This is a genomic window from Labrenzia sp. CP4, assembly GCF_001579905.1.
Classification (GTDB): Bacteria; Pseudomonadota; Alphaproteobacteria; order Rhizobiales; family Stappiaceae; genus Roseibium; species Roseibium algicola.
Window position 1 is genome coordinate 2,097,260 of the sequence record NZ_CP011927.1, and the last position, 23,114, is coordinate 2,120,373.

Genomic DNA, 23,114 nt, shown 5'->3' on the forward strand with positions numbered 1-23,114 from the left:
TCGGTTCTCGAGAAAAGGCTGCGGGGTGCAGCCGGAAGGATGTTTCAGGGCAGCAGCTGGCCGTCGCGTACGGCCTGGTTCAACAAGTCCTGGGCAAAATCCCAAAGACCTGGGAAGGGAGACAGACGGGATTCCTTCGTCAGCTTCAACGCTTCGGCGGAAATGGGTTCATGGGTCGGATCGTCCAGGCCGGATGCAAAGACCAGCACCATCGGATGCAGCGCGTCCATCGCGTTGGCGAATTTGGCCTCCGGTGTTTCGTTGGCTTCGAACTCCAGCCAAAGAGCCTTGAAATCCAGGCCCTGCGACGAGGGAAGCAGGGCGAACAGTCGGCTTGCGGCTGCCTGTTCCAGATCCTTGATGCCGGCCCGGTTGTCGTCAGTGACCCAGTGGTCGCCTGCGTCGATCTCGACCAGGTCGTGAACGGCAAGCAGCTTGACGACGTGGTTGATGTCGGTGCCGGCAGGGGCGTGCTCAGCAAGTGTCAGCGTCTGCAGGATCACGTGCCAGCAGTGCTCGGCCGTGGTCTCGCGCCGGGCGCCACCCGTGAGCTGGTTCAGCCGGACGACTTCCTTCAGCTTGTCGGTTTCCAGAAGAAACGCGACCTGCTTTGCCAAAGTGTCGTTCATCAGATCTCGCCCATGGCCCGGCGGAAGCGGGCAACGCTTTCGGCAAAGCCATGGATCAGCGCATCGGCGGTAAAGCCGTGGCCGATCGACATTTCCCGAATGAAGGGGGCACGCGCCATCAGGGCAGGAATGTTTTCGACGGTCAGATCATGCCCGGCATTGACGCCGAGCCCGCAGGCCTGGGCGGCTTCCGCCGTGGCGACAATCATGTCGAGTTCCTTTTCGGCGCGTGCCGGATCGTCGTAGCAGGCACCATAGGGGCCGGTGTAGATCTCGATACGTTCCGCCCCAAGCCTGGCAGCGTGTTCGGGAGCCGCCGGGTCCGGATCACAGAAGAGCGAGACCGTGACCGCCCACTCCTTGGCGGCGGCAATCGCCGTTTCCAGCGCGCCGGTGTCTTTCGAAAAGTCCCAGCCATGGTCCGAGGTGGACTGCTGCGGGTCGTCCGGCACGAACAGGACCTGTTCGGGGCGAGCTTCCTCCACCAGCTTCATGAAATCGGGGGCCGGATAGCCTTCCAGGCACAGTTCCTTGTTCGGGAACCGGTCCTCGATCAGCTCGGACAGCTCGAACACGTCCGTCTTGCGGATATGGCGTTCGTCCGGACGAGGATGCACGGTGATGCCCTTGGCGCCGGCTTCCATCGCGATGGCCGCAAGGCCAGTCACGCTCGGCCAGGGCAGATCCCGGCGATTTCGCAACATGGCGATGGCGTTGACATTGACGGAAAGGCGCGAAACGGCAGGCATGATTGATAGTCCGGTGAAAACGGTTCTGATCTGGCTTTAAGAGACTGGGTCAGGTTCGCAAGATTGTGTCAAAAGCCGTTGAAGTCAAACGAGGAATTGTCACTAGAGACAATGTTTTTCAGTGTTGGTCGTTGTCGGATTTCCCGTGAGATTGTTTTGGAGGGGTTTCAGCCACCCTTGATATCGCACGAGCCGCCCGAGGCCAGGCAGGGAGATCTCGACATCAAAGCGGAAGATGCCATCCGGTGCCGTCTCGGCTGTTTCGCTGATCGGCAACAACCAGCGCGGCAAGGGAATGCCAAAAAGTTTGCCACTGCGAACGGGATAGGCGAGCGCATCGCCTGTCAGGTTCAGGTGAATGTTGAACGTTGTTGGTCCGAAACGCTCCTGAACCACGCCGGACCCCGGTGCACCTGACAGGCTGAGCACGGAGCGGAAAGTCTTGCCGCCGAAATTGCGCTGCCAGATTTCCTTGTCGCCCTGCCGATCGATTGTCACTTTCACCGGAGTTGCATCTGCTTCGGGCGGAAAGCCGACGATACGACACAGCAACTGGCCGAGCCATGAGGTGCCGCGCGTGACCATTGCCTCACCGGTCCATTGCCGGCGATCAAACACTGTGTGAAGGGAGCGGATCTCTTCAGGCAAAGCTTTGAAGGTGCTGCTGCCGAGTGCCTGCTGGAACAAGACCGGTGCAGCCTGCTTTGCAGCGAAGGTGCGGACGTTCAGATGAGCGGTGGCCTCCTCGACGTCTGCCAGCTTGAATTCACCAAGGCTTGGCCGCGCTCCGGCTGGAACAACACCTTCGACAAGGTGCTTGCACAATATAGCGCCCGGGACTGCCGGGATATGCGGCCCGTCGCCAGCTTCCGCAATCAGAGACCAGCTGGCGGCCAAAGGCTGGCCGTCCTTGCCAAGCCCGGCAAGCCGGACTTCCATGCCGCCGCGGTCGGACCCGAACCGTTCGAACCAGCCCGCGACAGTACGAAGGAGTGGAGCGGCAGCTTGCAGCGACCTGACAAGGCGAAGACGCACCAGCCAGGAGAGAGCCCAGAGGCCCAGATGAAGGAGGGAGAGTTCAAGTCCCGCCCGGAACAGCACTGTTCGGGCGTTGTAGACCCTGGGAAAGAGTGTCAGATCCGGCGCGCCGATGAAACTCGACCAGCGCTTTGAAAGGCCGCTGCTGCCTTCCGGGCGGATCCGGCGCCGGGAGAGACCGGACCAGCCGATGACCTTTGTCCATCTGCCATCGCGGTAGACGGAAACGGGCTTGCCGGACTGGGTCAGGATCGCTTCGATGACGGAGAGACCACGAGGCGCACGATTACCCGGCAGGATGGTGCTTTCGATCAGGTCGACCTGTGAGAACTCATGCCGAAGAGCTTCGACCGCAACCGAAGAGAGAGCCGGTACGCTGGAAACGCCTGAAAACACGGTCAGTCCGCGCAAGCGTGCCTGCTCGTCGAGCGCGGTAATACCGCTGGTGAACCCGGCATCGTCCGACAGATCCAGATAATGGCTGCCGGCGGCAAGCGCTGCTTCCGCAACAGCGTAAGTGGATTGCCGGTAGGCCTGAAACGGACCGGCGGCGTCGACGGTGACGAAAGGACGAAGGGTGAGAAGGTCAGCAGCGAAATCAGGTGCCGTCCGATCCAGAACGGCGGCAGTGCCACCATGCCGGCGACAGAAGTCTTCAGCTTTTTTCTGGCTGCGGCCTGCGACGATGACCTCCAGATGCTCGTGTCTCAGCAGCGCCTCGGCCAGCTTTCCGCCGAAAACGCCATAGCCACCGAGAACGACGATCCGCTTCCTTCGGGAAAGTTCAGTCAAGGAGCCGTTCCTTCAGAGCCGCCGACGGCAGGGGACAGGTTCGTCTGCCGAGTCGATAGCGGTTTTGGGCAATCCTGTCATAAGTCCAGTCCGCGAGCCTGCGCGGCAGAAGATCCAGCACCGTGAGCGCCTTCCAGGGCCAGCCGAGACTTTTCATGGCTGCGGTGAAGGACGCCATTTTGGTGTAGGCCCGGCTGCGGCAGATAACGATGTTGGTTTCCATCTTCTGCGGGTCGAGCCCGTGGTGCCGGTAGAGTGCCTGACCGATTTCCGAGTGGGCGTCGACAAAGCGAAAGCCTGCTGTCCGGTCGTGCCTGGCGACGAACCGGGCAAAGCCGGAGCACAGAACGCAAATGCCATCAAAGACGATCAGGTTGTCGGGAAGATGTGCAAGGGCAGGCGGGGCCGATTTGACGTTGCGTCTGGTTTCCATCGTCTTGGGGCTTTCGCGGGCAATGACAGGTTTCCGCCTCTCATGTAGGGTTGCAACGCAGGGTTCGGCGAGCCCGCACAAGGTCGCAGTACAGTATTACGACTAGGTTTTCAGGTTCCGCCGTTTCCTCTAAGACTGGCCGCAAGGGGCCCGATTCTTAAGCTTGTTCCGGACTGAAACCGATTTCGGTGTCGATCCGAACGAGAATCAATGCATACATCGAGGTCTCGGATCGAGAAAACTACCAGGTAATCCATGGCCATCTCCAACGCGCTCCTCCTCTTGGCCCAGGCAGCCGTTTATTTCATCGTCATGATGAGCCTTCTGCGGGCTCGTCAGGTGATCGGTATCGGCGTCTTCATGTGCGCGCTTGGTGTGATGCATTTCCTGGAAACATATCTCGCCAGCGTCTTTTACATCGAGTTGCCGTTCGGTATCGTCTCTCCCGGGTCGACAGTGCTTTTTTCCGGCAAGCTTCTGATGATCCTGCTGCTTTACATCCGCGAGGATGCGCTGATCGTCCGCCAGCCGATCTACGGCCTGTTGATCGGTAACTTCCTGATCGTCGCACTGGTGATGATCCTGCGGAACCACGATACCATCTCGGTGACGGACGGCCGAAATCCGGATTTCGCCTTTATCGATGAAATGGGATTGCTGATGGTCTGGGGCACCATCTTGCTGTTTGTCGACGCGATCGCGATCATCGTGCTTTATGAGCGGATCGGCAATTGGGTCGGGCGGCACCTGGGCCTGCGTTTCCTGATTTGCGGCGCGGCAGTGCTGACTTTCGACCAGGCCGGGTTCTTCCTGGCGCTGCATTATGTTTCCGGTGCGCCCTGGCATGTGTTTGTCGGCGGCTGGGCGGCCAAGATGGTGGCTACGCTGGTCTATACTGCGCTGTTCATCCTCTACCTGAAGTATTTCGACAACGAGAGCAGCTGGCTCACCAACAGGTCCTTCAAGGACGTGTTTCAGGTGCTGACCTACCGGGAGCGCTATCACAAGCTTCTGGAAGCTTCCATTCGCGATCACCTGACCGGCACGCTACACCGCAGCCAGTACGACCAGAATGCGCCCAAGATCCTTGCCAAGAACCTGCAGGAAAACCGGCCCCTGTCCCTGCTTGTGATCGACATCGATCACTTCAAGCAGGTGAACGACCGGCATGGCCACCAGGCCGGGGACGAGATCCTGAAGATGGTTGCCCGGCTTCTGGCCGACAATCTGCGTTCCGACGATCACCTCTACAGGGTGGGCGGCGAAGAGTTCGTGCTTCTGTGCGAGAAACTGTCGGTGGAAGGCGCGACCTCCATGGCCGAGCGGCTGCGCAAGGCGATCGAGCGCTTCAGCAAGATCTATCTTCCGGAAAAGGTAACGGTCAGCATCGGTCTGGCCAGTGCGCCGCAGGACGGCGAGACCATGGAGGCCCTGTTCAGGCAGGCGGACCTTCGTCTTTATGAAGCCAAGAAACAGGGACGCAACCGGGTCTTCAGCCCGGTCACGGTGGATTAGACCAATCTGGTAAGCCAAAGCATTTGAAAAAGAAAAAGCCCTGGAAATGTTCCAGGGCTTTTGTCGTTTCTGAAGGCCGGGACGATCAGACCCGGTTGAGCAGCCTTGCCCGGATGGTGTTGGGCAGGGTGCGTATCTCTTCCAGAATGCTGACCGGATCTTCCACCGGGCTGTCGACATCCAGAACAACGTAGCCGATGTCCAGATGGGACTGCATGTACTGGGCACAGATGTTGAGGTTGTGCCGGGTGAAGAGGTCGTTCAGCGTGCGCATGGCTCCGGGAGCATTGTGGTGCACCTGGATGAAACGCGTGGCCGACGTGCCCTTGGGCAGTTGAACCTGCGGGAACGAGACGGCGCCGATGGTGGACCCGACATCGGAGTATTCCACCAGTCGCTTGGAGACTTCCTCGCCGATCCGGTCCTGGGCCTCTTCCGTCGAACCACCCACGTGCGGGGTCAGGATGACGTTGTCGAGACCGCGCAGCGGCGACAGGAATTCGTCCTTGTTGGACTTCGGCTCGACCGGGAAGACGTCGATGGCAGCGCCCGCCAGGTGACCGGACTTCAGCGCGGCGGCCAGAGCGTCGATATCGACAACCTTGCCGCGGGCGTTGTTGATCAGGAACGCGCCCTTCTTCATCTTCGAAATCTGGTCAGCACCGAACATGTCGCGCGTTTCCGGCGTATCGGGAACATGCAGGGACACGACATCGGATTCAGCCAGCAGGCCGTCGAGGCTTTCGGACGGCATCACGTTGCCGTGCTGCAGCTTGTCGACGAGATCGAAGTAGATCACCCGCAAGCCCATGGCCTCGGCCAGGTTCGACAATTGGGTGCCGATATTGCCGTAGCCGACGATACCAAGTGTCTTGCCGCGAACTTCGTGGGAACCGGCAGCGCTTTTCATCCAGCGGCCTTCGTGGGCAGCGGTGGATTTCGGGAAGACGCCGCGCATCAGCATGACGATTTCGGCAACGGTCAGTTCGGCCACGGATCTCGTGTTGGAGAAGGGGGCATTGAACACCGGGATGCCGCGCGTAAGCGCGCCCTTGAGGTCGACCTGGTTGGTGCCGACGGAGAAGCAGCCGACGGCAACCAGGCTCTTGGCCGCTTCCAGAACCTCTTCGCTTACCTGGGTGCGGGAGCGGATGCCGAGCATCTGGACGCCCTGCAGCTTGTCGATCAACGCGTCCTTTTCCAGGGCTCCGGACAGGACTTCAACGTTTGTATAACCGTGTTTTTCAAGAACCGCGCGCGCGGTCGGCGAAATGCCTTCCAGCAGCAGCCAGCGGATCTGGTTTTTCGGCCGGGAGAGACCGTGAATCATGGCGAAATGCCTTTTGGTCTGATTGGTTTGAATCGCGCCGGATCGGCGCTAACAGCGCGCGTGTCGTATACGCGCTCGTTCACGTCGCGTCTAGGGCGCCGTTTTGATGGAACGCAAGCCGACACCGCGCGTTTTGTCACCCCGGTGTTTGTGAAAGCGGTTGCTGACGGACGACAGCCTGTGCCAATAAGCGGCGGGGGCGCGTTACGGCCGGATCTCCAACCGGCTGCTTGAATAAAATCCAACACCAAGCGAGAGCAGGGACCCCGATCCATGTTGAAATTGAGCGGGCCTCAATTCGATTACGAGCCATATCCCGTTTGCTATGTAACAGATGTATTGCCGCCGGAAATGTACCGGTCACTCGTCGAGAGCTATCCTGACAAGGATCTGTTCAAATACATGCCAAACCTCGGACACAAATATTCTCTGTCCGACATCAATAACCCGGATAAATACTACAAGTTCCTCTCGGAGACACCTGGCTGGAAAGCGTTTTACGATTATGTGAAATCCGAGAACTTCATAGACAACGTGCTGGATATGTTGACCGCCAACAATATCGACCTGGGCCTGCGCCGGCTCAAGGTGATTGCGAAGGATGGGCAGCGGAAGGCCAGCCTGCTGAGTCGCCTCCGTCGCCAGACCGAGATCAGTGCCCGGTTCGAGTTCTCGATGATGCCGGCAAACGGCGGTCAGATCCTGCCGCACACCGACGCTCCGCACAAATTGATCACGCTGGTTCTGTCCATGATGGAGCCGGGCGCCTGGGATCACGCATGGGGTGGCGGCACGGCGGTGTGCCTTCCCAAGGACCGGACGAAGGTCTTCAACCACATCAACAAGGCGATGCCTCTTGAGGAGGTAGATACGCTGAAGACATTCCCGTTTGAGGAAAACCAGTGTGTCCTGTTCGTGAAGACCTACAATTCCTGGCACCACGTCGCGCCGATGAGCGGACCGGACGACGCCCCCTTGCGCAAGACGCTGACGATCAACATCGAGAGCAAGCTTTAGGGAAGGCGAGGCCTGTGGAGATCCCGCAGGCCTCTCGGTATTGCGGTGCTGTTGCACCCAATTCAGTCGAGACGGGGCAGATCCCTCAATCGCAGGGCAATGGCTCGCACCGTGTCGTCGTCATATCCGAGGCCAAGGTCGTTGCGCATGAAGCGGCCAAGGTCTTCCGCTTCTTCAATCAGCCACTCCCGCTTGTTGCCACCGCCGACAAACCGGGCCCGGCCGTCCAGAAAGCTGATGAAACCCCTATCCGTCAGCCGGTAGAATTTCATGCTGCCCGCAAAGGACTGCCTGGGCGAGGCGGCGCACAGGAAATTGGCGGCTTCAATGTCGACAGGGCGGACGTCTACACGGTCGAATCCGTAGTGCGCGAACCAACCCTCCTCAGTCTGTCGTTCCAGTACGTGCTCTCCTGACACAGCTTCAAGGCGTATCCTGTAGACCTGGTCGCGGATCTGCTGGCGTTCCTCTGAAATGCGCACAGGCTCGGCTGGAGCCTGGCCGCCGAACCCGGCATCGACCAGCCATTCGCTGCCATCACATGTCACGACGTGGGCAAGGTGTGAGCGTGCTCCGCCCTCCGCCGCCCCCATGCGCACCCGGGCAAGCACCTGCCGGGAGGAAAAGCCGATGGCTGCCAGTGCGTCACCCAGCAGAGAGTTCAGCTCGAAACAGTAACCGCCGCAACGGTGTTGAACGAGCTTTTGCCAGAGGCTGTCCCGGCCAAGCTCTGGAACCTTGCCAAGAAAAGGCAGAACGTTTTCGAACGGGATTGCGCTGATCTGGGCTGCCTGCAGGGCCCGCAAGCCATCCAGGGTGGCCGGGCAGGTCTCCAGGCCAATTCGCTCAAGATAGAAATTAAGATCGAAGGGCATGGGCAGGCTCTGTCCGGTTTCGAGGTGTCCGCTGCATGTAGGCAAGTCTTCGGCTGCTGCCAAGGAACACGGCGGCGGGAGTTCGCCTGGCCTGCTGTGTGCTGCCTCAACATGCGCAGGAATACAAAAAAGGCCCGCCGCACGGGATGCGACGGGCCTTGCGATCAGAAAGCGACCTCTTAAAGGCCTTCCGGTCCGCGCTGAACGGCAGCAACGCCGGTGCGGGAAACTTCGACCAGACCAAGCGGTTTCATGATGGAGATGAACTGCTCGATCTTGGAGGTCCGGCCGGTGATCTCGAAGACGAAATGTTCCGTCGTCGCGTCGATCACAGTGGTGCGAAAGGCATCTGCAAGGCGCAGGGCCTCCAGGCGCTTTTCACCGGTGCCTGCCACCTTCACCAGGGCGAGCTCACGTTCCAGCGGCTTGTCCTGGTTGGTGCGTTTGGCGCGAACGGTCAGGTCGGTCACCCGGTGCACCGGCACCAGCCGGTCGAGCTGGTGGCGGATCTGCTCGATGATCATCGGTGTACCGGTGGTCACGATGGTGATGCGGGACAGGTGTTTCTCGTGTTCAGTTTCCGACACGGTCAGGCTGTCGATGTTGTAGCCACGGCCGGAGAACAGGCCGATCACGCGGGCGAGGACACCCGGCTCGTTGTCGACGAGGAGCGATAGGGTGTGGGTTTCGATTTCGTTGCTGACTTCGGCCAGGAAATAGGCGGAAGGCGCATCAACATTCTGTGCGTTCATTTTCTTAAAGTCCTTTTGCCTATTTCACCTTAAACGAGCGACTTGCCTTCGGCGCTGATGGCGTTGGCAACCGCTTCGTCGTTGGCTTCGTCCGGCAGCAGCATTTCGTTGTGAGCCTTGCCCGAGGGGATCATCGGGAAACAGTTGGTCAGATTGGCAACGCGGCAGTCGAACAGGACAGGCTTGTCGACGGCAATCATTTCCTCGATTGCCCCGTCCAGATCACCCGGTTTTTCGACGCGGAACCCAACCCCGCCATAGGCCTCGGCCAGCTTGACGAAGTCCGGCAGGCTGTCGGTGTAGGAATGGGACAGACGGTTGCCGTGCAGCAGCTGCTGCCACTGGCGCACCATGCCCATGTACTGGTTGTTGAGGATGAACACCTTGACCGGCAGGCCGAACTGAACGGCAGTCGACATTTCCTGGATGTTCATCAGGATCGATGCATCGCCGGCAATGTCCACGCACAGCGCGTCGCGGTGGGCCACCTGCGCACCGATGGCAGCCGGCAGGCCGTAGCCCATGGTGCCGAGGCCGCCGGAGGTGAGCCAGTGGTTCGGCTCCTCGAAGCCGTAGAACTGGGCCGCCCACATCTGGTGCTGGCCGACTTCGGTGGAAATGAAGGTCTTGCGGTGCTTGGTCAGTTCATAGAGCCGCTGGATCGCATATTGCGGCATGATGACGTCGCTGTTCGGCTTGTAGGCCAGCGAGTTGCGTGCCCGCCATTGATCGATCTGCGTCCACCAGTCCTTCATGGCCTTGGCATCGGATTTCAGCGAAGAGGACCGCCAGATCCGCACCAGGTCTTCCAGAACGTGGGCGACATCGCCGATGATCGGCAGGTCGACATTGATCGTCTTGTTGATGGAGGACGGATCGATGTCGATATGAATCTTCTTGGAGTTCGGCGAGAAGGCATCGGTCCGGCCGGTGATGCGGTCGTCGAAGCGGGCCCCGATGCAGATCATCACATCGCAGTCGTGCATGGTCATGTTGGCTTCGTAGGTGCCATGCATGCCCAGCATGCCGAGCCAGTTGTCGCCGGACGCCGGATAGGCGCCGAGGCCCATCAGGGTGGAGGTGATCGGGAAGCCGGTCAGCGAGACCAGTTCGCGCAGCAACTGGCAGGCCTGTGGGCCGGAGTTGATCACACCGCCGCCGGTATAGAGAACCGGCTTCTTGGCGTTCGCCATCAATTCGGCGGCCATGCGGATGCTGGAGGCATCGCCCTTCAGCTGCGGACGGTAGCTCTTGTGCGCGGCAGCCGGGTTCGGCGTCGGGCCCTGGTAGGTGCCGGTCGCGAACTGAACGTCCTTCGGAATGTCGACGACAACCGGGCCCGGACGGCCGGAAGTGGCGACATAGAAGGCTTCATGCAGGATGCGCGGCAGGTCGTCGACATCGCGAACCAGCCAGTTGTGCTTTGTGCAGGGGCGGGTGATGCCGACCGTATCGCACTCCTGAAATGCATCGTTGCCGATCAGATGGGTGGGTACCTGGCCGGAAATGCAGACAAGCGGAATGGAATCCAGCATGGCGTCGGTCAGGGCAGTCACCATGTTGGTGGCGCCGGGACCGGAGGTGACCAGGGCAACACCCGGTTTGCCGGTGGAGCGGGCATAGCCTTCGGCGGCATGGCCTGCGCCCTGTTCGTGCCGTACGAGAATATGCTCCAGACCTTCCTGCTGAATGATCTCGTCGTAAATGGGAAGCACAGCACCGCCCGGGTAGCCGAAGATCGTGTCAACTCCCTGGTCTTTCAGCGCCTGGATGACCATTTCGGCGCCGGTCATTTCCCGTGTCATTCGTTTCGTCCTTGCATTCTCGCCTGTGGATCAGGCTTTGGCTCACATAACTGTTTGTTCTTCTGTCAATCCTGCCCGATCGGGCGCGGACTGATACAACACTGTCTGTCTGGCCTGACGCATGCGGCGTCAAAGATCCGGGCAGTGGTGGAAAATGCGTGGTCAGGAGGCGGGTACAAAAAAAGGCCCCTTTGGGAGCCTTGGTCGCGCGCCATCCTGTCCGTACGGGGTTATCCCGCCGCGGAGGCGCGCTTTCCTACTACTACTAGAATGAGCGACATTGCCATGTCGTCCCGGTCCTTTGATGCTGCAGGCCGTCTGGCCCGGTTCGACGTCTTTGTGGAACTCCCGAAACCGGGTTTGTCCCGCCAACCTGAGGCAAGCCGATATGACAGCGACTTCAACAAGCTGGCCCAAGCCCGTCACGTCTGCCCCGGTCTTGATGCGCCGCACCCTAGTCAGGCGGATAAAACCGGTCAAGCCTTAATTTCGAAAATTGCGCAAAAGATCGAAGATGTTTCTGAAAGTTGCCTTTTGGGCGGCGTTAACGAGCTTTCCTTCCGGCGGCTGCGGATTTTCTCAGGGTTGCGTTCCCCGCAGACCGGCCATGATAAAAAATTGTCATAAAAACCGTTGCGCCAAATCGGATCGCACTATATACACCCGCCATCCGACGTGCCGCGCGGTTCTCGCGGCCCTGTCTCTTTGGGTGTGTAGCTCAGTTGGTAGAGCAGCTGACTCTTAATCAGCGGGTCTGGGGTTCGAGCCCCCACTCACCCACCATTTTCTTCTCCTGGAAATTATGCAAATGCCAAGGCGCCGCGAGTTCGCGCCGTGCTTCTTATTGTGCATTTTGTCGAGATCCGTGGCCGCCGGTCGACGGCCACGAGATTCAGTGCGTGGTTGCTGCGATCAGCAGGGGAACTCGTTCGTGATGAATTTCGAATCCTTCAAGGTGGTGAAACAGGTGTTGCCGTCCTTGAAGTAGGTGTTCTCGTGGCCGCAGACCATTGTCTCGTCCCGGAAGCCCTGTTCACAAAACTGGCCGTCCTTCACTTCCCATTTCAGTGTTTTCTTCGCGGGCTTTTTGCCCGTCACGGTCACCACGGCGATCTTGCTGCCGTTGTCGTTCCACTCGACAATCCAGTCACCGGCTTTCTTGCAGTTTTTTCCGTAGAAAATTCCTTCGATCTTGTTGCCGGACAAGATCTCGATCCGTTCGGCTTCTGTCATCGGCTTGGCTGATGCCGGAAGATCCTTGGCGATTGAGCCAGTTGAAATTGCACACATTGCAGCAAGCAAGAAAAGTTGCTTCATCATCGTGTTCTCCAATCAAGTTCAATATCAATCAACAAGTCCTTGCACAGTAACGTCTGAACTGTAGTTGTGACCGGTGACGGTGACAACTTGATCAAAGGATGTGTTTGGCCGTGCGAATCCAGGAGGGAGGATGACCCCTTCGTGAAGGGGAAATCCGACCGCGTGGAGTTTCATTCGCACGGCGGTGGAAAACCGGCTTGCCTTGCGGGCAGTGAATCTCCGGTTGAAAACTCCCGTTCTTTCAAACCGGTACCCGCAAGTTTTAACCTTGATATTTTTTCTTGTTTGACCGCCTTGGCAGACAACTTAACGTGCTGCCAAGCAGGGAAAATCGGTGCCTATTTAATCTATTGGCAAACAAGGCGATTGCCGCGTTTGACGCGGCCGCTCTTTGCAGGATGCGGATGAAGGGCAACATCAGACGGGACATCCATGCATAAACTGGATTTCGAGTTGGACAAGGCACAGCTGAAACGTGCCTGGGGCGTTATAGACAGGGAGTTTCAACGCCTGGGGCTGATGCTGCGCCGCGGGTCGGATTTCGATGTTGTCGAGGCCATGGCGGCGGCCAGCGGCCTGAAGCGGCTGGAGGGGCATTTCACCCCCAGTCTCAACACCTATACGCCTTCACAGGCGTTCTGGCTGGCGCTGGTGGATGAGGAAGACCGGATGGTCGGGCGGGTGTGCGCCCGTTTCGACAGAATGGCCTATCCGATGACGCTGACCGATTTCTGGCGCAAGTATTTTCACCGCTGCTACCCGGATGCGGAGGGCGGCAAGGTTGTGCTGAGTGACAAGCAGCCGCGCGTTGGCCGGCGCATTACCGGCGACGTTGTTTATCTGGGCGGAACGGAAGTTGCCAAGGAGTGGCGCGGTTCGAAGCTCGGCGGCCTGCTCAACCAGATGGCCCAGATCGAGGCATTGGATGAGTGGGGCGCCGGCTTCTATTACGGCTGGGTGCAGGGTTTCAACTTCATGGACGGTTTCTGGCGCGACTGCGGCTTTACCCGTGCACACTTTCATGCACTGAACTGGGTTGAGCCGCTGCCTGGTACGCTGGATGCCAATCTGATTTTTGTTGCGAACACAGCTGACGATGTGTGCGATCTGATTGATAGGATCGCGAATGGACTTCAAGCAAAGTCATGAGGCAGAAAATCCGCGTGAACCCGGCACTGGTGCGGAATTTCACGAGGAGACGCTGCAGCGTCATGTCCGGCACACCTTCGCCCAGCTTGTTGCCTGTGCGCTGGATATCGAACCAGGGCTCGCCTTCCATGGCGATCTGGTAGGCATCAGCAACGCCCTGGCGGTAGACTGAGGGCAGGAAGCTGGTCGGCGGACGTGGTGTTTCCGGGTCAAGAGCCTGTGGAAAGAACCGGCGGAAGGTGCTGTGCTTGCCCACAAAGGTCAGCGGAGGCACATCGCCCGGCTCGGCGGTCGGCAAGGTCATCAGCAGATACGGGCTCAGCTGCGTCATGCGGCTGTCCTGCACGATGATGCCTTCGTTTTCGCGCCAGGTCTTGAACAGAAACTGCGTCTTGTCTCCCGCCAATCCGTTTTCGATCAGCGAGAAGGGTAGCGGCTCAACAAAAGTGTTGATGCTCATGGACGCCTCCAAAGGGACTGGATTTCGGAAGAAACCCCTTCTGCATGGCTTCGGCATAGATGTCATATCTTGCCGCTGCCGCCAACTGGGCACGTTCGCCGTCGCTCAGCAGGCTGGTCTGGTCGTGGTCGAACAGATCGAAGCAATGGAAATCGAGCAGGAACAGACAGTCATATCTTGCTGCAATTTCAAATATTTCCAGGAATTCGAGCTGCTCTTTGGTGTATTGATCTTCGCTCATCCCTGCCGCCTTGTCTTTACATGTCATTTTTTGTTTTGCCTTTCAGACAATTTCCGGCGTCGAGAAACCCATTGAACGGTCTGCTCGCCTGGAAAGCGGCCGGCTTTTCGCGCCGGTACATCTTCCAGACGTCCCCTGATGTGCAGAGGCCGCTTCAATCCGAGATTGGTATGGATCCCGTTTCGCCAATCGCAGATTAGCAAAGAATTTTGCTGCACGCGAGATTTCTTCTTCAACTTTCCTTAGGTGTTACCCAAGAAGCGAAGAAGTAGTCGCCCGGGCACTGTCACGTCACCTGCAAGTTGACGGTTTTCAAGCCGAAGACAAGGCCAAGACAGCCGGAATCCGCCTTTCCGGCAGCGTCAGGAAAACGCCGGGACCGATAGCCACCGGTTAGAGAGGAGCGGCGGGAATCGCTTTGACCCGTGATGCGCCAAGCCCGGTTCCAGCTGTCGTTCTGATCAGGACAGTTAGCGCGCCAGGGTGGACGAATGGCGCCGGCTCGGCAGGCAGGGCACCGGCAGCATGAGCTGCGATTGGCTCCCGACCCGTGCGCCTTCAGGCCTGTTGTGCAGCTTCCGCTTCGCGCAAATCCAGTTTCTTTGCGGCCGTGTCCAGAGACCTGATGTCCGAAGAGGCGGCGATTTCCCCTGCCGCCGCATAGCGGTCGTGGTTCTGGGCCACCTTGCCGAGATCGTAGAGGTAATTCACCATCACGCCGGCAGATTGGGCACGGCCCTTTGCGGAGGTGTCGGCTTCTGCATGGACGGCATGCACCAATGCGCCGTTGCCCAGATGGAAGCGCGCCACCGGGTCAACCGGTTGTCCGTCCTCGCGGCGGGCTGACAGAAGATAATGCGCGGCGAGGGTTCGCAGCAGTTTCGGGTCCGCGTCCTGGAAAGCAATGCCTTCCGCCGACAGCCATTTCGTCAGGCCAGGGATCGGCGACAGGGTGACGAAGGTTTTCAATCCCGGCAATTCTGCCGAAAGATCGGCCGCCACCTGCTTGATCAGCGAATTGCCGAAGGAAATGCGGGCCAGGCCTTCCTGACAATTGGAAATCGAATAAAACACGGCGGTACGGGCCGTGGCCGCTGTGATGGGTTCCCTGTCACCTGCCAGAAGGTCCTGGATGGAACCCGGGATGTCTGCGGTGAGCGCGACTTCCACGAAGATCAGCGGTTCGTCGGGCATGGACGGGTGGAAAAAGGCGAAGCATCTGCGGTCGCCAGGGGCCAGGCGGCTGCGCAGGTCTTCCCAGCTGGTGATTTCGTGCACGGCCTCATAGGCGATGATCTTTTCAAGGATATGCGCCGGACTTTCCCAGCTGATCGGCCGCAGCACCAGAAAGCCCCGGTTGAACCAGGAAATGAACAGGTGTCGGAAATCCTGGTCGAGCGCCTGCAATTCCGGGTCGGCGCCGCCGAGGCGCAGGAGGTCGGCGCGCATGCGCACCAGTTGTTCGGTGGCACCGGGAATCTGGTTCAGCCGCCGGATCAATTCCTGGCGCTTGGGCTCCACAGCCGCCATGAAGGCCGTGTATGTCTTCCGGTTCGGGCTCGCCTCATAGGCATCAAGGGCAGTGCGCACGCCGGCTGGATCGATGTTCATGTCGTGGGCAAGGTGGCGGAAGAACTGCAGCTTGTCGCTGTCCTCCATTTCCTGAAACCGTTGCAGGAGCGTGCTGGCCGCGGCAAGGCCCGTCACGTCGCCAGCTGTGCCGACAAGTGCGCTGACCAGATCCTCCATCGGCCGATTGTCGCGCCGGTCCGGCGCCGCTGTGCGATAGCGGCGCTCGAAGATGGTCGACAGCAGGTCGCCGAGAATGGTCATGTGGGCCTCCAGAACGTCCAGTGAGGGGTGGGCTCTGTCCTGAAGATAAGAGGTGTGAGGCTTTGACCCAATTCCCCAAAAGAGGCAATCCGGGCACGAACGCCCGGGTTGGATTGCCTAACAGCCAGTGTGCCTAGGCGGCTTCGCTGTTCTGCTGCTCGAGCGGGCCTTTCTTCAGTGATTTGAAGAAGGCCGCCACTGCTTCGGTTAGCTGCCCGGCGTTGGAGGACATGCTTTCCGCGGAGCTCAGCACGGTCTTGGAGGCCGCGTGAGTGGTTGCCGCATTCTGGGCGACACCATCCACAATTCCGGTCACCTTGTTGGTGCAGGCCACGGTGTTGGTCACGTTCTCCTGTATGGCCTGTGTCGCTTCCGCCTGCTTTACCGAGGCGTTGGAAATCATCGTGGTAATGGATTCGATTTCCGTAATGGTTTTGGAAATCGTGTCGAAGGACTGAGCCGTATCGCGGCTGGCCGCGTCGACTTCTTCCAAAGACTGGGTGATCTCCTGTGTCGCCTTGGCTGTCTGCGTTGCCAGTTCCTTGACCTCGGCTGCAACCACCGCAAAGCCCTTGCCCATTTCACCGGCGCGGGCCGCCTCGATGGTGGCATTGAGTGCCAGCAGGTTTGTCTGGTCGGCAATGGAGGAAATCAGGTCGATGATCTCGCCGATAGCTTCGGCGGAAGTCCGAAGGCTGTTTGCCTTGTCCTGGCCTTGCGTGACCTGGGTGACGGCAGCACGGGCGATTTCGATGGAGCGTTCGATCTGGCCGCTGATCTCGCTGGCCGTCGAGGACAGGTGATCGGCCGCGGATGCCGCCGCATTCACATTTTCCGCTGTCAGGTCGGCTGCGTCGGCGATGGCGGTCACGACTTCCGAATTGGAAACGGCAGAGGTTTCCATTTCCTCGGCCGTTCCGGTCATCTGCTCGGCGGAAGCCATCAGGCTCTGGGCAATCTGGCTGATCTGGCTTTCAAAGGAGTCCGTCGACTGGCGGAAAGCGCCGACCCGGCCCTTGATGGTCTCGATGGCCATGTTCATGATTTCCGCATTCTGCAGATAGCTGCCATTGAGGCCACCTGGCTGGATGCGGCGGTAGTAGCGGTTGTTCTCGATCGCGGTCATCGAGGCCGCAGCTTCACGCAGGAAGGCGTCCGTCCGGTCGATCATGTGGTTCATGGAGGTCATCAGCTCACGGACTTCACCGGCTTCGGTGTAATCCTTGGCTCTCACCTCGAAGTTGCCCCACCCGATCTGGCTGCAGACCTCCGTCGCAGCACCAAGCCCCCGCCGGGTCCGATGTACCGCGGTCAGCGCGAACAGCATGGCCAGCATGACGATGGCGCCACAGAAGACCGTAGCCATGGTCAGGCCCAGCAGGGCACAGACCACCGTCGCCGCGCCGCCCACCAGTGCGACACCCGACGCGATCGTGGCGTTAAAGAGTGTGAATGAGCTTATCATAGCTCACGCCTTTCGATTGAAGGATCGATACCAGCTGATCGTGACCGGCCTGCATGCCGGTCTTGCGGTTGTCCGCCTGCTGTTCTGTCTGTCGCAACTGGGCGTAAAGCGGGGTGATGATGTCGTCGACGATGCGGCGGTTGGGCACCCGGCGATTGGAATGGTAGCCGATGATCTTGCCGCTCTCGCCATAGGACGGCGTGACATGGGCCAGCACCCAGTAGTGATCGCCGTTCGCGGACATGTTGACCACATAGGCGAAGATCTCTCCGCCGGCCTCTATCGTGTCCCACAGCAGCTTGAAGACACAGCGTGGCATGTCCGGGTGACGGATGAGGCTGTGCGGCGCATTCTCCAGAGCCTTGCCATCGAAACCCGCAATATCCCGAAAGATGTTGTTGGCGTAAGTGATGCGCCCGCGCGTGTCTGTTTTCGAGACGATCAGGTCCCGTTCGGAAAAGAACCGTTCCACCCCCGTCGGGGTGACCTTGTACTGGGTCATCCTTGGTGCGCCCGCTCATGTTGGCAATTCAGGGTTAGGGTACGGTTGCGTGCTTAATGATCCTTAAATGAAAGCGGATGAGGTTTGATTTTTAACTATATGAATTCATTCGTATTTCTGACGATGTCATCTTTCTCTTTAGAGAGTTTTGTTGAGGCGAATTGTTGCCGATCTTTCTGTTGCTCTGACGCTATTCTTCGATTCTTCCGAAGGGTTTGGGCGATGTTCCTTTCGAGGAACTTCAATCGGCAAGTTCCGCGTTGCATGGCCCCTGGCGCATGTTCGGTTGTGCTCAAGCAAAACCTGCAGGGCGGCCTCGACTGCAGAGAACCGGGTCCGAGAAACTGCGGACTTTTCAGAAGGGGGGCTTAGGCTGTATAGAGGGCGCCAATAGCCGGGTGGTGCTTTTGCCCCTTGGGCCCGGCGTCTTTCAAGAAACAGAACAAGCCCCATGAACGAATTTCTCGTTGCCGCCCTTTATATGTTTACGCCGCTCGACGACTTCGAGGCCATTCGCAGTCCGCTCAAGGCCTATTGCGAGGAACGGGATGTGCGCGGGAGCCTGCTGCTTGCAGGAGAGGGTATCAACGGCACGATATGCGGGCCGGAAGCCGGTGTGCGAGAGGTTCTTGCGCATCTGCGGTCGGATCCGCGGCTTGCCGGGCTGAACCACAAGGAAGCCTGGACCCACCGACATGTCTTCAAGCGCATGAAGGTGAGGCTGAAGCAGGAGATTGTGCGGCTTGCGGTTGACGGTATCGACCCGAACGAGATCGTCGGCGAATACGTCAAGCCAGAAGACTGGAATGCGCTGATCTCCGATCCGGATGTCGTCGTCATCGACACGCGCAACGACTACGAATTCGCCTTCGGCACGTTCGAGCGGGCGCTCAATCCGAAAACCCAGTCGTTCCGGGAATTCCCGGCATGGGTGGACCGCGAAGACGAGCTTCAGAAAAAGCCGAAGGTCGCCATGTTCTGCACCGGTGGCATCCGCTGTGAAAAGGCGACGGCCTGGATGCTGAAAAACGGCTTCGAGGAAGTCTATCACCTGGAAGGCGGTATCCTGAACTATCTGGAGAAGGTGCCGGAAGCCGACAGCCTCTGGAAGGGCGAATGTTTCGTCTTCGACGACCGGGTGTCCGTCGACCATCAGCTGCAGCCGCGCTGGGGAGAATGGATCCCCGAAGAGGCCCGTCACATCATCAACGAGGACACCGACTACGAGAAGAGTGCTCGCGCTGAAGCTGATGACGAAGAGGGCGAACAGCAGATCGTCAGGGCCGTTTCTTAACGGATATTAACTTTTTCGCTTTAATGCCTTGTGGAACTTCCCTAAAGTCAGGGTTGCGGGAGATCTCCTGCGCCAGACTGGGGGAAAGTACATGCGTCACAGCTTCTGGAGCGCGCTTGCCGCGCTGATCGTCAGTCCGTTGGTCAGCACGTCCGTGCTGGCCGGGGGCAAGGCACTGTCCTGCTATGAACAGGCCACCGTGCCCGCCGTCTACAAAACTGTGAATGAGCGCGTGCTCGTCCAGCCGGCATCCAGCTACGTGGTGCAGAAGCCGGCCGTCTACAGTTATCAGGCCCGGCGTGTTCTGGTGCAGCCGGAGCGGGTCAGCTATCGCACATCGCCTGCCGTCTACCAGACACGGCAGAGCCGGGTTCTGGTTCAACCCGCCAGCGTCGGCTGGGAATACCGGGTCATCAACGGTCGCAACATCCTGTGCAAGGTGCAGAACCCCGCCGTCTATCGAACTGTCAGCCAGAAGGTTCTCGTGCAGTCGGCCTCCCGTGTCGCAGTGCGCCAGCCTGCCATTTACAGCTCCGTGAAGGAAAAGGTGCTGGTTCAGCCTGCCACGAGCTACCGGGTGCAAAAGCCCGCGGTTTACCAGACGGTCAGCCGCCAGGTGCTGGTTCAACCCGCCCAGACAGTCTGGAAGCCCGTAAAGGTGCGGGGTTGCCGCTACTAGGTGACTGGGCCAAGATCGGTTCTCTGTCCGTTTTCCGGGGCAGGCTGAAAGCCGGTTACCTGACCAGTTGTGGGGCTGAAACATGATTTGCACATTGATTGCGTCTTCCATCCTGCTCAGCATGGAGGACGGTTCCATGGCCGTGCTCATTCCCGAAAACCAGTCGGTCCGCATTTTCAACGAGCAATCGGTGAAGGGGGAGGGAGCAGTCGTTCACCTTTACGGTGAAACGAAAATCCAGGTGCCAGGTGTGAAAGCGGAGCAGATCATCGAGGCTCTGAAGTCATGCGAAAAGAAATAGGCATTAAGTTAGTAGGTTTACCTATTTCAGACTATGATGAAGTGGTGTGCTTTTAATTTTAGGTTATTTATTATACCTTTACGGTGTTTGGATTGAGATGGTGTTTCTATATAAAGTATTATGAAGGCAGTTGGATGAATTCTTCGAATAATTTGTTTTTGTTTTTTTTCATGGTGGTGATTTTTTGCGGATTTGCTGGAGACAGTTGCGCCGAAAGCACCAAAGGCTATCCGCACGCTTTCAAGCAATACCTGCGTGAAGCAAACCACAAGGCAGCTGCAATCTCTGCCAGCGGTGCTTGGGCTACCTTTGTTCATGCAAACTCAGTCGAATTCGCAAAAGCAGAAGCGCTTAGCAGGTGCAATGCCAGATCAAAAAGAGGTTTTGGTGGTCACCCATGCTATCTTATTGATGTCGATGGAAATTTCGTTGTTTCAAATGGAAGGAAACTTCTAACGTCACGACTTGCGATGCCTGTCTCAATAGAGATGTATGATGGTGTGAACGGTAGCAAGAACAAGATTCAGGGTATGTTTCTCCCTGATTTTGGCCATTTTCAGAAAGGTGAGCGTCGAGTCAAGGTCTCCCTCGTGACTTCGAGCCTTAAGGTGCTTTGTAGAGGTACGTATTCCTATAGTTACGGAGATTTCTTTTATACGATGAGATGCTTCGACAAGTACCAGTTCAAAGGCAAATCCAAGCCAACCGTCTGGAAAACGTTCGGTGTATTTGCAGCTCCGGTGGTCAATCTGAGACTGACCCATTCGAAGTCCTATATCGACGTTACGACGAGGTAATATCCGCGCAACGCAACAAAGGATAGGAGGAATGTTGATGCGATTTTTTCTGCCACTGCTTTTGTTGCTTGCGTTGAATTTTTCGGCGGTCGCGCAAACAGGTCAGACTGAACTTGGAAAACGAGTTGCCTTGGTTGTCGGTAACGCCGGCTACCCAGGAAGTGCAGAACTCTACAACTCGGGAAATGATGCTCGTGAAATGGCGAAGAAACTGCGCTGGCTCGAGTTCGATGTCATTGAAACACTTGATGCCGACTATCAAGGGTTCAATGAGGGTATCGAGCAGTTCTTGCGCAAGATTGAGGGAGCTGACATCGCAGTTTTCTTCTATGCCGGGCATGCAGTCCAAGTGAACAAGAGGAACTACCTTGTTCCAATCGACGTCCAGCTGGAAAATAGCAACACGCTTGAAGAAAACTCGATTGCGGTTCAAAAGCTTCTAACTTCAATGCAGGACAAGAGCCGGATCAATTTGGTTCTGTTGGATGCTTGCCGCAACAATCCTTTCGAATGGCAGGTTGCAGAAAACGGTGCCGTACGTTCGTTGCAGTCGATGGAAGGCCTGTCTGCAGTGGAAATGGGGTCGGGATCGCTGATCGCTTACTCTACACAGCCCGGCAATGTTGCCCTTGACGGTGCTGGTGAGCACAGTCCGTTCACCGAAGCTCTTTTGAAGCACATCGGATCTCCGGGATTGGACTTCGGTCTGATTATCAGGAGAGTGCGGGAAGAAGTTAAGGCGTCAACCAACGGCGACCAGCTCCCCTGGACGGAAGATCTTTTGACCGGTCTGGTTGTTTTGAATAATGGATTGAATAACGATGTTGCTGACGACATCAAAGACCCAGTGATGGCGAAGGCCGTGCAGACCGAGCTGAACAGGGTCGGGTGCAATGCCGGTACACCAGACGGGGTGTGGGGCAACAACAGCCGCACTGCGTTGAGGCGCTACAAGAACTATACCCACCTCCAGGTGAATTCCTTAGGAGCAGACCTCAAGCTTCTGCAGGCCTTGAAATCCGAGAACGGGATGGTCTGTCCGCAAATTGCTGTCAGGGAGCAACCTGCGCAACGTCGCCCTGCGCCTGCTGCCGCTCCGTCCAGATCTCAGGAATGTTTTTCCTTTGATGGTGCAATGCGTTGCTTTTGATCAGCTTTTTGCTGTCCTGAACCGGTAGGTCTTCAAACCGGTCTTGCCGTGACCTTCCACCAGGAACAGGCCGCCTGACAATGTGTCGGGTTCGACCGCAGTCGGGTCGGCGGGCTGCTTGATGCTGGTGACGATCAAATGGTCCAGATCCGGGCCACAGAAGCAGGGCATGGTGGGCTTGTCGACCGGAAGCTTGATGGCGGCAAGCAGGTTGCCGTCCGGAGCAAAGCAGTTGAGAACGCCAGCTGAAACCCCTGCGCTCCAGTAATTGCCTTCGGTGTCGACCGCTGCGCCATCCGGCCGTCCGGTGTCGTTGGTCTGCTGGGCGTAAAGCATCTTGGAGCCAAGTGCACCGGTCTCCGGGTCGAAGCCGTAATATTCGATCCAGCCGGGGGAGGTGTCGGAGTGGTACATGTAGGTGCCGTCCGGCGTCCACGCGAGCCCGTTGGAGCATTGCAGTTCGTCCCGGATCTCGGCAACGTCGCCGCTGCCGTCGACCCGGTAAAGACCGGCAATCGGTTCACGCGGTGAGCTGGTGTCCATGGTGCCGACCCAGAAGGCCCCATCCGGACCGACCTTGCCGTCGTTCAGCCGTGTGCGCGGCTCATCCGCCTGAACTTCCGCCAGAACCTCGTTGGCACCGCTTTCGGGATCGAACAGAACGATCTTGTCCCACACGCTGACAATCAGGCGATCGTCATCCGTCAGGCCGAAGGAACCGACCTCATTGTCGAATTGCCATGTGGTGATCTCGCGGCTGGCCCAATCCATGGACTGGATGGAGCGGCCCTGGATGTCGGCCCAGAGCAAGCGGTTCAATCTGTCGTCCCAGGTCGGACATTCTGCAAGCTGGTAAGTCGTGTCGATGAAACGGGTGATCGTATGGGTCACCGGAGCGGGTTCCTTGAAAAGCCGGGCAGTTGAATGGATGCGGACTATACCTGCCAGTGCTGGCTGCGTCGAGACGCTGGATTTAGTGGCGGAATTG

Annotated in this window: 24 protein-coding genes and 1 tRNA gene; 11 read left to right on the forward strand and 14 right to left on the reverse strand. The window is 58.3% G+C overall.

Annotated elements, in window-relative coordinates; translation table 11 throughout:
* Positions 1-44 precede the first annotated feature (44 nt).
* From ACP90_RS09720 to ACP90_RS09735, 4 genes are all read right to left on the reverse strand, one after another.
* On the reverse strand, positions 45-629 hold the full coding sequence (locus ACP90_RS09720; protein ID WP_062488200.1) for an HD domain-containing protein: 585 nt from the start codon (positions 627-629) through the stop codon (positions 45-47).
* Entirely contained in the window at positions 629-1,378 is a 750-nt protein-coding gene (locus ACP90_RS09725) for a pyridoxine 5'-phosphate synthase (RefSeq protein WP_062488201.1), read from the reverse strand. The genes ACP90_RS09720 and ACP90_RS09725 overlap by 1 nt, the downstream gene beginning before the upstream one ends.
* A gap of 102 nt (positions 1,379-1,480) precedes the next feature.
* A complete protein-coding gene (locus ACP90_RS09730; RefSeq protein WP_062488202.1) occupies positions 1,481-3,208 on the reverse strand; it encodes an SDR family oxidoreductase in 1,728 nt (575 codons plus the stop codon).
* Positions 3,201-3,641, reverse strand: a complete 441-nt coding sequence (locus tag ACP90_RS09735; protein ID WP_062488203.1) for a DCC1-like thiol-disulfide oxidoreductase family protein — start codon at positions 3,639-3,641, stop codon at positions 3,201-3,203. Before ACP90_RS09735 ends, ACP90_RS09730 begins: the two co-directional genes overlap by 8 nt.
* Before the next feature lie 255 nt (positions 3,642-3,896).
* Between ACP90_RS09735 and ACP90_RS09740 the strand changes: the two genes are divergently transcribed.
* Positions 3,897-5,156 (forward strand): GGDEF domain-containing protein, encoded by a 1,260-nt coding sequence (locus ACP90_RS09740; protein WP_062488204.1) that lies wholly within the window; start codon positions 3,897-3,899, stop codon positions 5,154-5,156.
* Positions 5,157-5,241: 85 nt separating this feature from the next.
* Here ACP90_RS09740 and serA read toward each other — a convergent pair whose 3' ends face one another.
* A complete protein-coding gene (gene serA / locus ACP90_RS09745; RefSeq protein ID WP_062488205.1) occupies positions 5,242-6,486 on the reverse strand; it encodes a phosphoglycerate dehydrogenase in 1,245 nt (414 codons plus the stop codon).
* A 273-nt stretch (positions 6,487-6,759) separates the two neighbouring features.
* On the opposite strand from serA, the gene ACP90_RS09750 reads away from it, so the two are divergent.
* Entirely contained in the window at positions 6,760-7,503 is a 744-nt protein-coding gene (locus tag ACP90_RS09750) for a hypothetical protein (protein WP_145915748.1), read from the forward strand.
* A gap of 62 nt (positions 7,504-7,565) precedes the next feature.
* Here the strand turns inward: ACP90_RS09750 and ACP90_RS09755 are convergent, their stop codons facing one another.
* The 3 genes from ACP90_RS09755 to ACP90_RS09765 form a co-directional block, all read right to left on the reverse strand.
* Positions 7,566-8,378, reverse strand: coding sequence for an arylamine N-acetyltransferase (locus ACP90_RS09755; protein ID WP_062488207.1), 813 nt, complete (start codon positions 8,376-8,378; stop codon positions 7,566-7,568).
* Positions 8,379-8,557: 179 nt separating this feature from the next.
* The gene (ilvN, locus tag ACP90_RS09760; RefSeq protein ID WP_023000590.1) at positions 8,558-9,130 is read right to left on the reverse strand and encodes an acetolactate synthase small subunit; all 573 of its coding nucleotides are present in this window, start codon (positions 9,128-9,130) and stop codon (positions 8,558-8,560) included.
* A gap of 29 nt (positions 9,131-9,159) precedes the next feature.
* The gene (locus tag ACP90_RS09765; RefSeq protein ID WP_055655364.1) at positions 9,160-10,935 is read right to left on the reverse strand and encodes an acetolactate synthase 3 large subunit; all 1,776 of its coding nucleotides are present in this window, start codon (positions 10,933-10,935) and stop codon (positions 9,160-9,162) included.
* Positions 10,936-11,205: 270 nt separating this feature from the next.
* Between ACP90_RS09765 and ACP90_RS09770 the strand changes: the two genes are divergently transcribed.
* Positions 11,206-11,562 carry a hypothetical protein gene (locus ACP90_RS09770; RefSeq protein WP_062488208.1) on the forward strand — a complete coding sequence of 119 codons (357 nt, stop codon included), beginning with the start codon at positions 11,206-11,208 and terminating at the stop codon, positions 11,560-11,562.
* A gap of 80 nt (positions 11,563-11,642) precedes the next feature.
* Positions 11,643-11,718, forward strand: a tRNA-Lys gene (locus tag ACP90_RS09775).
* Between the two features lie 129 nt (positions 11,719-11,847).
* Here the strand turns inward: ACP90_RS09775 and ACP90_RS09780 are convergent.
* Positions 11,848-12,255: a hypothetical protein gene (locus ACP90_RS09780; protein ID WP_062488209.1), complete on the reverse strand. Its 408-nt coding sequence runs from the start codon at positions 12,253-12,255 to the stop codon at positions 11,848-11,850.
* A 432-nt stretch (positions 12,256-12,687) separates the two neighbouring features.
* On the opposite strand from ACP90_RS09780, the gene ACP90_RS09785 reads away from it, so the two are divergent.
* Both ACP90_RS09785 and ACP90_RS09790 read left to right on the forward strand, forming a co-directional pair.
* Positions 12,688-13,404, forward strand: a complete 717-nt coding sequence (locus ACP90_RS09785) for a hypothetical protein (protein ID WP_023000594.1) — start codon at positions 12,688-12,690, stop codon at positions 13,402-13,404.
* Positions 13,382-13,576 (forward strand): hypothetical protein, encoded by a 195-nt coding sequence (locus tag ACP90_RS09790; RefSeq protein ID WP_055655360.1) that lies wholly within the window; start codon positions 13,382-13,384, stop codon positions 13,574-13,576. Before ACP90_RS09785 ends, ACP90_RS09790 begins: the two co-directional genes overlap by 23 nt.
* 265 nt (positions 13,577-13,841) lie before the next feature.
* On the opposite strand, the gene ACP90_RS09795 is transcribed toward ACP90_RS09790, so the two are convergent.
* The 4 genes from ACP90_RS09795 to ACP90_RS09810 form a co-directional block, all read right to left on the reverse strand.
* Positions 13,842-14,105 (reverse strand): hypothetical protein, encoded by a 264-nt coding sequence (locus ACP90_RS09795; RefSeq protein ID WP_023000596.1) that lies wholly within the window; start codon positions 14,103-14,105, stop codon positions 13,842-13,844.
* Positions 14,106-14,663: 558 nt separating this feature from the next.
* On the reverse strand, positions 14,664-15,938 hold the full coding sequence (locus ACP90_RS09800; RefSeq protein WP_062488210.1) for a malonyl-CoA decarboxylase: 1,275 nt from the start codon (positions 15,936-15,938) through the stop codon (positions 14,664-14,666).
* Positions 15,939-16,071: 133 nt separating this feature from the next.
* Positions 16,072-17,403, reverse strand: a complete 1,332-nt coding sequence (locus ACP90_RS09805) for a methyl-accepting chemotaxis protein (protein ID WP_082809717.1) — start codon at positions 17,401-17,403, stop codon at positions 16,072-16,074.
* Positions 17,378-17,905, reverse strand: a complete 528-nt coding sequence (locus ACP90_RS09810) for a PAS domain-containing protein (protein WP_062488211.1) — start codon at positions 17,903-17,905, stop codon at positions 17,378-17,380. Before ACP90_RS09810 ends, ACP90_RS09805 begins: the two co-directional genes overlap by 26 nt.
* A gap of 451 nt (positions 17,906-18,356) precedes the next feature.
* On the opposite strand from ACP90_RS09810, the gene ACP90_RS09815 reads away from it, so the two are divergent.
* The 5 genes from ACP90_RS09815 to ACP90_RS09840 all read left to right on the forward strand — a co-directional run bounded on the left by ACP90_RS09815 (position 18,357) and on the right by ACP90_RS09840 (position 22,126).
* A complete protein-coding gene (locus ACP90_RS09815; RefSeq protein WP_062488212.1) occupies positions 18,357-19,199 on the forward strand; it encodes a rhodanese-related sulfurtransferase in 843 nt (280 codons plus the stop codon).
* 91 nt (positions 19,200-19,290) lie between these two features.
* A complete protein-coding gene (locus tag ACP90_RS09820) occupies positions 19,291-19,878 on the forward strand; it encodes a hypothetical protein (protein ID WP_023000602.1) in 588 nt (195 codons plus the stop codon).
* Between the two features lie 82 nt (positions 19,879-19,960).
* Entirely contained in the window at positions 19,961-20,179 is a 219-nt protein-coding gene (locus tag ACP90_RS09825) for a hypothetical protein (protein WP_145915749.1), read from the forward strand.
* 134 nt (positions 20,180-20,313) lie between these two features.
* A complete protein-coding gene (locus tag ACP90_RS28205) occupies positions 20,314-20,976 on the forward strand; it encodes a hypothetical protein (protein WP_145915750.1) in 663 nt (220 codons plus the stop codon).
* Positions 20,977-21,013: 37 nt separating this feature from the next.
* Entirely contained in the window at positions 21,014-22,126 is a 1,113-nt protein-coding gene (locus tag ACP90_RS09840; protein WP_158514173.1) for a caspase family protein, read from the forward strand.
* On the opposite strand, the gene ACP90_RS09845 is transcribed toward ACP90_RS09840, so the two are convergent.
* A complete protein-coding gene (locus ACP90_RS09845; RefSeq protein WP_062488217.1) occupies positions 22,127-23,017 on the reverse strand; it encodes an SMP-30/gluconolactonase/LRE family protein in 891 nt (296 codons plus the stop codon). It lies immediately after the preceding gene.
* Positions 23,018-23,114: the final 97 nt, after the last annotated feature.